The 13,466-nt window shown below is 43.3% G+C and carries 11 protein-coding genes; 2 read left to right on the top strand and 9 right to left on the bottom strand.

Going from position 1 to position 13,466, the window contains the following annotated elements:
* Positions 1-248: 248 nt before the first annotated feature.
* The 8 genes from WKK05_RS18825 to WKK05_RS18790 all read right to left on the bottom strand — a co-directional run bounded on the left by WKK05_RS18825 (position 249) and on the right by WKK05_RS18790 (position 10,003).
* Positions 249-1,640, bottom strand: coding sequence for a UDP-glucose/GDP-mannose dehydrogenase family protein (locus WKK05_RS18825; protein ID WP_341524635.1), 1,392 nt, complete (start codon positions 1,638-1,640; stop codon positions 249-251).
* Positions 1,641-1,793: 153 nt separating this feature from the next.
* The gene (locus WKK05_RS18820) at positions 1,794-2,726 is read right to left on the bottom strand and encodes a UDP-glucuronic acid decarboxylase family protein (RefSeq protein WP_341524634.1); all 933 of its coding nucleotides are present in this window, start codon (positions 2,724-2,726) and stop codon (positions 1,794-1,796) included.
* Positions 2,727-3,167: 441 nt separating this feature from the next.
* Complete coding sequence (locus WKK05_RS18815) at positions 3,168-5,303, bottom strand: cation:proton antiporter (protein ID WP_341524633.1); 2,136 nt, start codon at positions 5,301-5,303, stop codon at positions 3,168-3,170.
* Positions 5,304-5,445: 142 nt separating this feature from the next.
* Positions 5,446-6,102: an HAS-barrel domain-containing protein gene (locus tag WKK05_RS18810; protein ID WP_341524632.1), complete on the bottom strand. Its 657-nt coding sequence runs from the start codon at positions 6,100-6,102 to the stop codon at positions 5,446-5,448.
* A 74-nt stretch (positions 6,103-6,176) separates the two neighbouring features.
* A complete protein-coding gene (locus tag WKK05_RS18805; protein WP_341524631.1) occupies positions 6,177-6,374 on the bottom strand; it encodes an NAD(P)H dehydrogenase subunit NdhS in 198 nt (65 codons plus the stop codon).
* 102 nt (positions 6,375-6,476) lie between these two features.
* Positions 6,477-7,790: a rod shape-determining protein RodA gene (gene rodA, locus WKK05_RS18800; protein ID WP_341524630.1), complete on the bottom strand. Its 1,314-nt coding sequence runs from the start codon at positions 7,788-7,790 to the stop codon at positions 6,477-6,479.
* Between the two features lie 328 nt (positions 7,791-8,118).
* The gene (locus WKK05_RS18795) at positions 8,119-9,189 is read right to left on the bottom strand and encodes an Mrp/NBP35 family ATP-binding protein (protein WP_341524629.1); all 1,071 of its coding nucleotides are present in this window, start codon (positions 9,187-9,189) and stop codon (positions 8,119-8,121) included.
* Positions 9,190-9,478: 289 nt separating this feature from the next.
* Positions 9,479-10,003: an SRPBCC family protein gene (locus WKK05_RS18790; protein ID WP_341524628.1), complete on the bottom strand. Its 525-nt coding sequence runs from the start codon at positions 10,001-10,003 to the stop codon at positions 9,479-9,481.
* 478 nt (positions 10,004-10,481) lie between these two features.
* Here WKK05_RS18790 and hemF point away from each other — a divergent pair, with 478 nt between their 5' ends.
* Positions 10,482-11,525 (top strand): oxygen-dependent coproporphyrinogen oxidase, encoded by a 1,044-nt coding sequence (gene hemF / locus WKK05_RS18785; RefSeq protein WP_341524627.1) that lies wholly within the window; start codon positions 10,482-10,484, stop codon positions 11,523-11,525.
* Positions 11,526-11,945: 420 nt separating this feature from the next.
* A complete protein-coding gene (locus tag WKK05_RS18780) occupies positions 11,946-12,314 on the top strand; it encodes an STAS domain-containing protein (protein ID WP_341524626.1) in 369 nt (122 codons plus the stop codon).
* A 284-nt stretch (positions 12,315-12,598) separates the two neighbouring features.
* On the opposite strand, the gene WKK05_RS18775 is transcribed toward WKK05_RS18780, so the two are convergent.
* Positions 12,599-13,195: a chromophore lyase CpcT/CpeT gene (locus WKK05_RS18775; RefSeq protein WP_341524625.1), complete on the bottom strand. Its 597-nt coding sequence runs from the start codon at positions 13,193-13,195 to the stop codon at positions 12,599-12,601.
* Between the last annotated feature and the right edge of the window lie 271 nt (positions 13,196-13,466).

Raw genomic sequence — 13,466 nt, 5'->3', positions numbered from 1 at the left:
GAGATTTCCTCCAGAGACGTTTTGCAGCTTGCCGCAGCGAAAAGTCGATCCAACGCCTTGGGCGGGTTTCCCAATTGGCGTCGGAGCGGCTTGCCACAGGTATCATAACTTCAGAGGGTTGCCCACGTTAAGCAAAACGTCTGTTACAAAGGCGTAAAGTTTAAAACAAATGAAATGCCGCCTAGAACAATCTAAGCGGCACTGTAATTATTAAATGTTGAATTAAAATATTTTTAATTCTTACTTTTCTATCTTCCAACGCCTACGTATTGGAATCCTGCCCTTACCATTGTTTCAGGGTCGAGGTAGTTACGACCGTCAATAATTACGGGGTGGTTCATTAATTTCGCCATCTTACCGTAGTCCAGAGTGCTAAACTGCTGCCATTCGGTTACGAGTACCAGTGCATCGCAGCCATCAGCAAGTCTTTCAGCATCGGTTTCTACTAATACACCAGAAAGCCCATGACGTAGACCCGTTTGGGAAACAATTGGGTCGTAGGCTTTGACTTTGGCTCCTAGTCGGTTCAGTTGTTCAATCAGGTTAAGTGCTGGAGCATCGCGCAAATCATCGGTATCAGGCTTGAATGTTAGACCGAGTAGTCCAACAGTTTTGCCTTTGAGGATTTTTAGAACTTGTTGGAGTTTTTCCAAAGCAATCAAGCGTTGGCGTTCGTTAACACTCACAGCAGATTTAAGTAGCTGGGCTTCATACCCATAATCATCAGCAGTGTGAATCAAGGCAGCGACATCTTTGGGGAAACAGGAACCGCCCCAGCCAATACCAGCTTGTAAAAATTTATTACCAATGCGCGAATCTAAACCGATGCCTTTTGCTACTTGGGTGACATCAGCACCAACGCGATCGCAAATATTAGCAACTTCGTTAATAAAACTAATTTTAGTCGCCAAAAAAGCGTTAGCGGCGTACTTAATCATTTCTGCCGAACTGAGGTCTGTTGCCAGAATTGGCACAGGAGGTAAAGATTGATTTTCTGCAAACTTGCGTTCCACAATTGGGGCGTACAGTTGTTGCATTAGGGCGATCGCTCTTTGGCTATTGCCTCCTAGTACAATGCGATCAGGGTTAAAGGTGTCATACACCGCTGAACCTTCGCGCAAAAACTCTGGATTGCTCACCACATCAAATTGGGCTACAACTTCCGGCAATTTATCTTCACTTAACCCCCCACCGGCGGGTACAAGTGTTTTCTGACGTTCAGCGATTCCATCTAAAACAAGCATCCGCACCCAGTCACCTGAGCCAATCGGTACTGTAGACTTATTGACGATGACTTTATAACCACCGTTTAAATTTGCCCCAATTCCACGAGCCACAGCTTCGACATAACGAGTATCACTTTCCCCAGTAGGCAAAGGTGGCGTTCCCACAGCGATAAATAGAATTTCTCCGTGGCCAACTCCTGCGGCTATATCTGAGGTAAACTGAATATTCCCAGATTGAATGGCAGACTGCATAATTTCCGAGAGGCCTGGCTCGAAAATTGGCGACTGTCCAGACTTCATTAACTTGACTTTTTCTTCGTTATTGTCTACACAAATTACATCATGTCCGATATGAGCCAAGCAAGCGCCTGTGACTAAACCAACGTAACCTGTACCAATCACGCAAACACGCATTTCGTTTAACTCCTCGCTTCTTTGGGGTTAGTTATTTTTAAAAAGAAGTTGTCAAATTTGACACTTACAAATATGCGGGAAACCCTGCCACTACAGCATAGGCTGAGGATGAAGTTAGCCTGCACAAAAATTCAGAGCGGCATTGAGCGCGGCTCAATCATTTTTGAGGCGATCGCGAAAATCTTCTACTGTCAGTTTTAACCCCTCTTGCAGAGCAATGGTAGGTTCCCAATTTAACAAGGTTTTAGCCTTTGTAATATCGGGACGGCGACGACGCGGATCATCAGAAGGTAAAGATTCAAACTTAATATCTGCATTTGGGTTTACCATATTTTGCACAGCTTGTGCCAATTCTAAAATGGTATATTCACCAGGATTGCCCAGATTCACTGGCCCAACATAATCGCTATTCATCAAGCGGATAAATCCTTCCACTAGGTCGGAAACATAGCAGAAACTGCGAGTTTGCGAACCATCACCGTATACGGTTAACGGATTTCCCTGCAAAGCTTGAACTATAAAATTACTTACCACCCGACCATCATTTTCTAACATCCTGGGGCCGTAAGTATTGAATATTCTTGCAACTCGAATCTCAACTTTATTTTGTCTGTAGTAGTCAAAGGAAAGAGTCTCAGCAATTCGTTTGCCTTCGTCGTAGCATGAACGCAAACCGATGGGATTGACACTACCTCTATACTCTTCAACTTGAGGATGAACTTCTGGATCACCGTACACTTCACTCGTAGAAGCCAAGAAAAACCTAGCCTTAACGCGTTTAGCTAACCCCAACATATTCAGCGTTCCCATCACGTTAGTTTTAACGGTTTTAACTGGGTTGTACTGGTAATGTACTGGAGATGCAGGACAAGCCAAATGATAAATTTGGTCAACTTCTAGCCGAATTGGTTCGGTAATATCGTGGCGGATGAGTTCAAAGTATGGATGATCCAGCCATTTGAGTATGTTGCGTTTGTGACCTGTGTAGAAATTATCCAAACATATTATTTCATGACCATCGGTTATAAGTCGGTCGATAAGATGGGAACCAATAAACCCAGCACCGCCCGTCACCAAAATTCTCATAGTTTCTTAGTTAATTACAGATATTTTCAGGAGCTATTACGCTTACTCTATAGATTACCCAGCTTGGGTGCAAAAATATAGAAATAGTAGGGCTAATTAAAAAGGTATTTTTAAATTTACCAATTTTTTTACAGTTGTAATTTTGTTATGTTTTTACTCGCTTTATGAACAAGTCAATTAGCAAAATAACAAACATCGTCTGAAAATTGTCAGTTTTTTACTGAGAATTCATCAAATCTTCAACAAGATGTAGCAGAATTCTGAAGTCAAAATTGCTAAATTCAGAAGTAAAATAGGCTTTCTGCTTGGCTTTGAGACACAGTTTGTGTGCTTTACTAACTTGAAACCTGTTGTAAAGTATTTTTAGGATTATTAAGATTCAAAAATAAGAAAGTCAAGAGTTAGAAATTCTTCCCTTGCTTCTCTTGCCTCTCTACGTTTTTATACAGCAGCTGTGGTACTATGAACCCCAGTTGTCATAACTACTGTTTGGGCGCGTTGTGGTTCTCCAAGCATGACAATTGAGCAGGTAAGTTGCCTAGCTAACTGCGTTGTGACATCGCTAATAGCTAACCCTCCAGGGCTTGTACGATTACGAATAAAAGGCAAAACGACTAAATCATATAGTCGTGCTGCCTGCAAAATTGCTTGAGCAACATTTTCATGAGCAATGATTTGAATTTCTGGGCTATTTGCTAAAGCCAGCTTGGACACTAATAGGGATAGATGCGATCGCTTAGCAGCAATTTTACTGGAACTGGTGCGGCGATCGCACACATTCAGCACAGTAACTTGAGCTTGATTTGCTTCTGCCAGCAACTGAGCAAATTGTACAGGCTGTAATGCAGGTGTAATTAAGTTTTCTATCGGCACTAAAATGCGCTGAATTTTTTTCGGTGATTCCACTAGACGCGTGACTGCTACTGGACAATGGGATGCCCAAAGAACGCCATCAATCACATTGCCAAATAAACGCGCTCGCAACCCAGTACGTTTACCCCAACCCATAACAATTAAATTAGCCTTTTGTTCACGAGCAACTCTGCTAATTCCCTCAGCAAAAGCATCATCAATTCGCAGCACTGGTTCTGCTTCCACATTCAATACTCGGCTTTGGGCAGTGGCTTTGGAGAGTAACCGTTCACTTCGTTGCAGAGACGCTTCTAACTGTGGTGCATCCATGTGAGCCGCCGCAGTTGCAACTGCTAACGGTACAATTTTGCCCTTTACTTGACGTGCCAATAATGCCGCCATTTCAATCAAATACTGTTGAGTCTGAGGATTGTAGATAGGTACCACTATCGTAAAGGCAATGTTTATTTCCTCTGCTTTCAGGTCAGATGAAGTTGTAGGTACTAACTCATCGACTGTCGAGGAAGTCAAACCAATAGCTATTCGACCAGTAATTAATGGCCCCAACGTTGATGTGACTAACATTAAGACAATAACGCTGTTTAAGACTTCTGGTGGCAGTAACCCAGCCCGGTACCCCACTAACGTTGCTGCTAACGTTGTTGCAACTTGAGGAACTGACAGCGACCACATTGTTAGCATTTCCTGCCAGTTATAGCGGTAAACCAGTTTTGCCAACAAAGCTGCGATAAACTTACTGGCAATTAAACCAACTATAATCAACAGAGTTACCTTGAGGGTAGCAATGCTTTTGACAAAAGCGGGCAGATCAATCAGCAAGCCCAGGTCAACAAAGAAAATGGGAATGAACAAGACGCTACCAACAAATACCACCTTTTCTTTGACTGGGCCTTCACCCACAGCTTCATTCACCGCCAAACCCGCTAAAAAAGCACCAACAATTTTGTCTACTCCAATTAGTTGAGCGCCCACAGCAGCAAGAAACACAGAAAGCAACACAAACAGAAACTTGTTGCCCTCGTCGTCTCCTGAGCGCCGGAAAAATGCTTTGCCTATCCAATCAAAGCCCACCAAAACGGCAACGGAGTAAATAGTTAACCAACCAGACAAAGTGAGTAGATTAGCAAAGCTGAATACTTTAGCATGACCGACAGCTACACAAATGCCTAATATCAGCACTGCACCCACATCTGTAAAAATCGTGGCTCCCATTGTGATTGTGACAGCTTCGTTGTTTCCCACTCCCAAGCGGCTAATAATTGGATATGCCAAAAGAGTATAGGAAGCAAATAGAGAGCCAATTAATATTGAGGTATTCCAGCCAAAACCTAAAATCCGCCCAATTAACGTTCCTATCACCAGAGGTATACAGAAGGTAAAGCTGCCAAACCCAAAGGAGCGACCTTTCCTGCGGCGGAACTGTTCTAAATCAATTTCTAGCCCTGCTACAAATATTAAGTAAACTAACCCAATCTCAGATAGCAGATTAATCATTAGCGAGTCGGACTGGAATAAATTCCAACCTGAAGGGCCAAGTACTACCCCAGAGAAAACCAAACCCACTAATCCTGGTAGTCTTAGCCGTTCAAATAAGATGGGTACAACTAAAATAACCAGCAGTAAAATAGCAAAGGAAACAATTGGTTCCTTGCCAAGAACTTGGGTAGTTGGTTCCAAAGCAAGAACTTGTAACACGAGTTCCATAGGTAGCACTTGAAGGGGCTATGGTAAAGCTGAGATTACCCTTTAAGCGATCGCCTAAAGGATATAAGGTAGAAGCTACTTTAACAAAAAATAAAAAAATCCTAACTTACACTACCTAGGCAATTGTCTAGGTACTAACTACCTACGGGTGGATTTGACTTAAAATGAACCGCAAGCGATCATAGTCGTCTTTAAGCAACACGCTAAGTGTACGTCCAGCTTTTATTAACCATTCTCGGTCAGCTTTGCGTAACTGGTAAACGTCTCGAATGGCAGCTGCGGTCAAGGACTCAACTGGCGCACCATTAATAGAAAGTAGTGTCCGCAAAAAATCTAATTCTTCAGTAAATTTAATTATAGCTTCTGGTTGACACTGATAAACAGCTTGATGTATCTGTGGAGGACGAGGTGGTAGATACTGATACACTCTTTGATTAGAACCTATCATCAGCGACGTCTGTTCAAATCCCACAATTGCAGCTCGAAATTCAGTTCTGAGCATGGCAAATATTTGGGGTTGTTCCTCGCGCAAATCTTGCAAGGACAATCCCAAAGCCCGCGCCCTATGCACAGAATCTATAGGCATCGTTGTAGCATAATATACTATAGCATAAACTTGATTGCCCGATTCTTCATCCACAGAACAGACCCAACTACCAAAAGGTGGCATGGAGGGAAAGCTCAAATCTTCCGGCTCCAGACACTGTGCTAAAAATTCAGTAGTTGTAGTCTCGATCACCTCCGCAATGTGATTCGGGTGGCGATCGCCTTTGTCAAACTGTGGTAGGGGAAGGCGCATGGCTGTGCTGAGTGCTGAGTTAGGAGTTATGAGTGAGGATTTGAAGAATCATAACTCCTAACTCATAACTAAATTTATTTCGCTTTTTTACGTCCCGCTGTGGTTTCTACGAGTTCTAGCTCTGATAGGCGGAAGCTAATTAATTTATCCCAGTTACCACCTTCAAATAGTACGGCTACTTTGCCATCACTCACCCGTTGCACGAGTCCTTCGTATCGATAATAGGTATCTGCGGGATTCTTGACGCGAACAGTTGCTCCAGGCAGGATCATCTTTTTACCCTCGCTTGTTTCCTGATTAATAGCTTAATACTTCTTAAGAGTCATTAGTCCTTTGTCCTTAATTCTCACAAATGACTTATGACAAAGGACAAATCAATAATACTTCTGCCGTTGTCGAAAATTTGCTACTGATTCTACTATTCCCAAGGAAATAAAGTTGGTTAGCATGGCGGAACGTCCGTAACTCATCCAAGGCAAGGGAATTCCTGCCACAGGTGCTAAACCAACAGTCATGCCAATGTTAACAATCAATTGAAACACGATCATTGACAAAACACCGATAGCCAACAACGAGCCAAAATTATCTTTAGCTGTTTGAGCAACGTGTAGTAGGCGAAAGCAAATTAAGCAAAAGACAAATAACAATACCAAACAACCAACAAAACCGAATTCTTCGCCCACTGCGGAGAAAATGAAGTCTGTATGTTGTTCAGGTACGAAATTCAATTGCGTCATCGGCCCTTTGAATAAACCCCAGCCCCACATTTCCCCAGCACCAATGGCGATGCGAGATTGGATTAGGTGATACCCAGCACCAAGAGGGTCGTGATCGGGGTTAATAAATACACTGAGCCGATCTTTTTGATACTCTTTCAAAACATGGTTCCAGGCGAAAATGCCTAATTCCCCACCCAAAAGGTTAATAACCGATGCACCAATACCATTAAGGGCAAATCGGCGCCAAGGAAGAGTCAGCCAGCCAAGAATACCCATAACCACTACCCAAACTAACCCTAAAGGGCTAACAGATAAATCTTTGAACAGAATTATCAGCCCTGGTAACGGCCAACTTATACTAAACAGAATGGCAGCAATTACAGGAGAAATCAGTAGAATCAACCAGCCCGGGTTGGCATTTGCCCAGTACAACATTCCTAACACGATCGCCCCAAACACCAATGATGTGGCCAAATCTGGCTGTAAAAATACTAATCCCCAAGGTATAGCAGTGATTGCCAAAGCACGGAAAACACTTTCAATACTAGAGGCAGTACGCCTATGTAACAAAGCTGCTAAGGTAATAATCATGCCGACTTTAGCAAATTCTGAGGGCTGCACATTAAAGCCGGCGACACTAATCCAACGCTGCGCTCCCTTAGCACTAGTACCAGCAATCATCACGGCAATCAAGCTGAGGTTTGTCAGTGCGTATGTTACCCAATGCCACTGAATCAGAGTTTCGTAACGGGTACGAGCTAAAAACAGTGCTATTAGCGCACCAATACCTGCTACCAGCCAGTGCCACCACCAATCAGTTACCGGTTGCTTCAGTTCAGTACTGAAAATCATCATGCCGCCAAAGATGCTGACAGCAATTGGTAAAAAAAATAGTAACCAATCTACGTACTGCCAGGGTTTAACCCAAGACTTCCAGCGAATTTTGGGAAGCGATCGTTTTAATAACATTGTGCAATTTTAGACTTTAGCTTTTAGAAATTAAATTTAGGTATTGAGCATGGGGCATGGGGGAGCAACTACGTTAGGCAGGCAATGCCCGACTTTTGCACTGTTCGGCGGAGCTGTTCCCTAAGAGTAAGCTTTCCCGTAAAGCTCTGCGGGCATAGCTGCGCTTACCGCCTTGGCTTCACCAAGAGAAAGGTAGCAAGTGGCGTTACTGGGCATTAGACATTAAGTTAAGTTAATTATTATACCCCTGCTTTCCCTGCTCCATCATCTGCCTCCCCACTTTGTATTACTAGGTGTAGTTCAGGAAACAGATAGAAATTAAAATTTCTTATGACAAGGCAGCAACTGATACTTTACCAGCAATAGTCAGGGCGATCGCTGTTAATGCTTTTGCGGAAGCTGAATCTGGATCGCCAACGACTATCGGCACACCGCTGTCACCACCAACTCGTGTAGAAATCTCTAGTGGTACGCACCCCAACAGTGGTACTTCTAATTCAGCCGCTGTTTTTGAGCCACCGCCTGAACCAAAGATGTCATACTGCTTATCCGGTTGATCAGGGGGTATAAAATAGCTCATATTTTCCACGATTCCCAATACTGGGACGTTCATCTGTTGAAACATCCGCAATCCCTTACGAGAATCTAACAGCGCTACGGTTTGCGGTGTGGTCACAATGACTGCCCCAGCCATTGGTACTGCTTGAGTTAAAGTTAACTGAGCATCTCCCGTTCCTGGTGGCATATCTACAATCAGATAGTCCAGTTCACCCCATTCCACTTGATAGAGAAACTGGCGAATCACTCCATTCAGCATTGGCCCCCGCCAAATCACTGGTTGATCTCGGTCAATCAAAAAGCCCATTGAAACTAATTTGACGCCGTGATTGAAAGCAGGTTCCAGGATGTCACCTTTTTCAGTTGAGCGTACAGTAATTTGGGCATCGGCTAATCCAAGCATTGTGGGGTCATTGGGGCCGTAAATATCAGCATCTAGCAAACCAACTTTCGCCCCAGTTTGCGCTAAAGCGACTGCCACATTTACTGCTACTGTACTTTTACCAACGCCGCCTTTACCGCTGGAAACAGCAATGATATTTTTCACCCCAGCTACGCCAGTACGATCAGGTAAGCTTTTTTGCTGTGGTGTTTCTGCTGTTACTTCTATGCTGACATCAGTAACGCTTGGTAGCTTTTTAACAGCTTTTTTACAGTCTTCAACGATAAATTCCCGTAAAGGACAGGCGGGAGTCGTTAACACCAAAGTAAAACTAACTTTGCCAGCGTCAATTTTGACGTTGCGAATCATGTTTAGTTCAACCAGACTTTTTCGGAGTTCTGGATCTTCCACTGGTCGCAAGACTTCTAAGACAGAATGGGCATCAAGGATATCGTACATAATAAATTCAAAATTCAAAATGAAAAAATACAATCTTGACTGGCATCTGGACTGTTAACTGAATGCGAATTAAAGTAGGGGCAGTATAGTGTTTTCACCGTTGCTGCCGTAACTAAACTTAATTAATTTTCAAGTTCACCTAATAGAATCTTAACTTTCTTAGGTCAATGGGGATTAGGTATTGGATATTATGCATCGGGTATTGGAAAAACTCTTCCCCAATCCCTAATCCCCAGCCCCCATTACCCCTTATCCCCAGAGGGGGTCCTACCTTCCCCAGTCCCCCTGACTAAAAATCAAAACAACTATCGTTAAGAGATTTTTTCTTAGCTGAAACCGTAGGTAATGCTGCCTTTTCTGCTGCCTCTACTAAAGAGCGGGCGACTCGATCGGCATAAGGACGGGATAACGACCAAATCAGGGGCGATAACCAACCGCGTAGCGTTACAGAATAAGATAAACAAGTGCCACAGACTGTAGACTCTACTTGGTAAGTGACTCTTTCCTCAACCCCAGGAATCGTCATTATGCGAATACTCAGCAGTTCTCTAGGATTAACACGTTCCACAAAAATTCTGATCGGAATTGGCGAAAAGCGCGTTACTGCTTGATAAATTAATCCCGGTTTTGGAACTAATCCGTAAGGAACATTGGTACTTTTGAGTAGTGGATGCCAGGAAACATCTGTTAAATCAACCACTTTTTGCCATAGTTCATCTACAGAAGCAGAACTTATCTCCCGATACGTCCGCATTAGAGAAGCGCAAAACCGACGACGTTTGCGATGGATGAATTTGGATAACCAACCTCGCATTTTCCTAATCCTCCTCCTCGCTAGACACTTTCTGGTCACTCTGGTATGGTGGGCAACTGTGGTCAGCTCCTGAATCAAAACTTTCTCAAAATTCCCCTGAACATAGCAAGTCCCCTTGGCTAGAGAAGCTAACACGATCGCACAGTGTGTCGGGTACAGCACAGAAGTCTAGCTTGGATCGGTTCGAGTCTTGATTTTTCAAGGTCGAGAGCGCTAGTAGACTAATTTGCTAGAGTTTTGATATTGATACCAGAATATTTCAATCAACAAGTCCAAAAAAAACTTAGTCAATATACAAGCCTATACGCATTTGAGGGAAAATAACTTTAGTCGTGTCCATCAATTGTGTAAATCCTTGACCAGTAAGAAAAAAGCAGGTTGGGTAAATTGAGCCTGATTGTTGGCGCGTGTTTCCCCCAAATTTTAAAATGAGAAATTTGTGGCTTTCTGGAAATTGTAATTTAGGTTCGGGAATCTTATGTTGACCAACTCGCAAATCCCAACTGTGGAAACACCATCATCCACATCTTTACCGCCAACTGACGCTCAATCCAGGGTGAGTCAGTTTATGAAACAGTTGCAAGCAGAAATCACACAAGCGTTGGCAAAACTGGATGGTGCAGGTAAGTTTCACGAAGATAGTTGGGAACGTCCAGAAGGGGGTGGAGGGCGATCACGCGTCCTACGTGATGGTGCAATATTTGAACAAGCAGGTGTAAATTTTTCTGAAGTTTGGGGTTCTCATCTGCCACCCTCAATTTTAGCCCAACGCCCTGAAGCAGAAGGGCATGGCTTCTATGCCACGGGTACTTCACTAGTGATACATCCGCGTAATCCTTACGTACCTACTGTTCACCTGAATTATCGCTATTTTGAGGCCGGCCCAGTATGGTGGTTTGGTGGCGGTTCTGATTTGACACCATATTATCCATTTGCCGAAGATGCAACCCATTTCCATCAAACACTAAAGCAGGCTTGCGACAAACACCACCCAGAGTATTATCCAGTGTTTAAGCACTGGTGTGATGAATATTTTTACCTTAAGCATCGCGGTGAAACACGGGGTGTTGGCGGTTTATTTTTGGATTACCAAGATGGTCGAGGTGTTTTATATCACGGCCCAAATCCAAATGGGGAGGCAGCTACTTATAGTAATCAACTGGGAGAACAACCAACCCGCAGTTGGGAAGATTTATTTGCTTTCGTGCAAGACGCTGCTAGTGCGTTTTTGCCAGCCTACACACCAATTGTAGAACGACGACACGGGATGGAATATGGCGATCGCCAACGAAATTTTCAACTTTACCGTCGGGGAAGATATGTAGAATTTAACTTGGTTTATGACCGAGGCACAATTTTTGGTCTGCAAACCAACGGACGTACCGAATCAATTCTCATGTCCCTACCACCCCTAGTGCGTTGGGAATACGGTTATCAACCGGAACCTAATTCGCCTGAAGCCGAGTTGTATGAAACCTTCCTCAAACCTCAAGATTGGATCAACTGGATAGCAACTAAATAGTTCTAAGTAGTGAATGCTGAGTCACCGAACTTCTGAGCGGAGGAAGCCTCCGCTCAGATTTATCGCTGTGTAAAAAAAGAATTCGGAGTTAGTAATGCGATAAATGCTATCTTCACCTATAACTCAGCACTTTCCAGCATACTCAGCACATTTTTGTGAGTTAAACTACTACAAGGAAGCACTTAGCAAAAAAAGGTGACGATTTTAGCTTTAGCTTGTTAACCTCAAGTATCAGCATTAAAAAATTTTGTAGCTGGTAAGCCAACTCATTTACTCTCTTTCTGGTTTACTAAAATTTCTGGAAGTCATTCCAGGAATAATAAAAATCAAGTTTGCTGACACAGCAAGTCTTTTGGCTTACCAGTTTCAATTTCAATTTAGCATTAGTTAATCTTGAGAGGAGAGCCACGGGGGGCTTCAGTGATTCAGATAGACCAAAAAACTTATACAACCCAAGATAGCAATACCGTTATTGTCTTAACGCCAACAGGACGCCTAGACATTACCACTGCTTGGCAATTTCGCCTAAAGTTACAAGAGTGTATTTCAAAACTTAGTCGTCATGTAGTTGTCAATCTCGGTCAGGTTAATTTTATTGATAGTTCTGGCCTTACGTCTTTGGTAGCTGGTATGCGTGATGCTGATAAAGTCAAGGGCAGTTTCCGCATCTGCAATGTGCATCCAGAAGCCAAACTCGTGTTTGAAGTCACAATGATGGATACAGTCTTTGAAATATTTGAAACAGAAGAGGAAGCTTTAGAAGGTGTACCTCGTAGCATCGCCAGCTAAAGAACGAGTTAGGAGTAGTCAGTGCAGTGAGTCAGTACGGTACTCCCAAAGAGAGAAGCTAGCGCCTGCCGTAGGATGCCCGTTCGCCTTGGTCTCCTTTAGGAGAAGGGCTGTAGGGGTCTCCCTCCTTGTGGTAAGTAGCATGGGAAACCCTTTCGGCAGTTCCCTATCTTTAGGGACACCAAAGCGAACAAGTCAGAGCATTGCTAGCCTAAAGCACTGACTCACTACAAGAGTGGTTTTCCAAATGGGGCAACTGGCATTTAAAAGTAACTTTCTCTTTCTCAGTACTGATTTCTCTTCATATAGCGATAAGGGCCTAAAATGGCTCCCCAAGTCGCTTTTCCAGTTGCTGAATCAATTCCTTTGTCGTAGCTGTAAAATTCTGTTGCAGTGGCTTCAAACCCTAAGGAAACCTGCACACTATTGCCAAGATAAGTAAAGCTGCAACAAGTGTCTGGCGGTTGGGTAGCGGCAAACTTATAGCCGTTTGAGCCTAGTCTTTCCTGAGTAACTGTGAGGATACAGCCTGGTAGTAAATCTAATTGGTTGGGTGTCAGTGTATTGAGTAAATCGGGATTATCACCTGCGCCTTTAAATGCTTCTGGAGCATGAAGCATATAAAATTGCACTTGCAGGGGTGCATCAAAGTCATTCCCCTGACGCAACCGCATAATTCGCTGGCGGTAAGGTTGAGCTAGATTGACAATATTCGCTTGTTCAGCAAACAAGGTAATGCTGTCTTCTGAAAACAGATTAACTGGCCTCAGCCACAGGCGTAGGTGAACGTACCAAACGGGTTCTGCAATGGCTTGTTCTCGATTATCAAATTCACCAGCTAGGTACTCACCTAAGGCAATTAACTGTGGCGAGAAGCTCATAAATGTGATGCATGAACAAAAAAACATTATAGTTTTTGGTTGTTCTTTAGGGAAGAAGCTAATGTCCCTTTATGGCTGACAATTTGCAAACCCTTTCTGAGTGAATTTAGCTGATAAAGGAAATTTAGCTAGCAATACGCGTATTTTTAAACTAACAGTCATTCGCCAATTGTGAATTATCTTGAATTTTAGCTCCCTGTTGTACATGAAGTGGTCACCAACGAAAAACCCGAACTTGGCAAAGTAGCCTTTAAGCGAGAAAATAAAAGTA

The organism is Nostoc sp. UHCC 0302 (assembly GCF_038096175.1).
GTDB lineage: Bacteria > Cyanobacteriota > Cyanobacteriia > Cyanobacteriales > Nostocaceae > UHCC-0302.
This window is presented reverse-complemented; position numbering and strand designations above follow the sequence as displayed.

Excerpts from the sequence above, each read along its gene's own strand:
- WKK05_RS18795 (WP_341524629.1), bottom strand. The coding sequence starts at position 9,189 with ATGTACGATATCCTTGATGCCCATTCTGTCTTAGAAGTCTTGCGACCA.
- WKK05_RS18825 (WP_341524635.1), bottom strand. The coding sequence starts at position 1,640 with ATGCGTGTTTGCGTGATTGGTACAGGTTACGTTGGTTTAGTCACAGGC.
- WKK05_RS18810 (WP_341524632.1), bottom strand. The coding sequence starts at position 6,102 with ATGCGCCTTCCCCTACCACAGTTTGACAAAGGCGATCGCCACCCGAAT.
- WKK05_RS18805 (WP_341524631.1), bottom strand. The coding sequence starts at position 6,374 with ATGATCCTGCCTGGAGCAACTGTTCGCGTCAAGAATCCCGCAGATACC.
- WKK05_RS18820 (WP_341524634.1), bottom strand. The coding sequence starts at position 2,726 with ATGAGAATTTTGGTGACGGGCGGTGCTGGGTTTATTGGTTCCCATCTT.
- WKK05_RS18775 (WP_341524625.1), bottom strand. The coding sequence starts at position 13,195 with ATGAGCTTCTCGCCACAGTTAATTGCCTTAGGTGAGTACCTAGCTGGT.
- rodA (WP_341524630.1), bottom strand. The coding sequence starts at position 7,790 with ATGTTATTAAAACGATCGCTTCCCAAAATTCGCTGGAAGTCTTGGGTT.
- WKK05_RS18790 (WP_341524628.1), bottom strand. The coding sequence starts at position 10,003 with ATGCGAGGTTGGTTATCCAAATTCATCCATCGCAAACGTCGTCGGTTT.
- hemF (WP_341524627.1), top strand. The coding sequence starts at position 10,482 with ATGTTGACCAACTCGCAAATCCCAACTGTGGAAACACCATCATCCACA.
- WKK05_RS18815 (WP_341524633.1), bottom strand. The coding sequence starts at position 5,303 with ATGGAACTCGTGTTACAAGTTCTTGCTTTGGAACCAACTACCCAAGTT.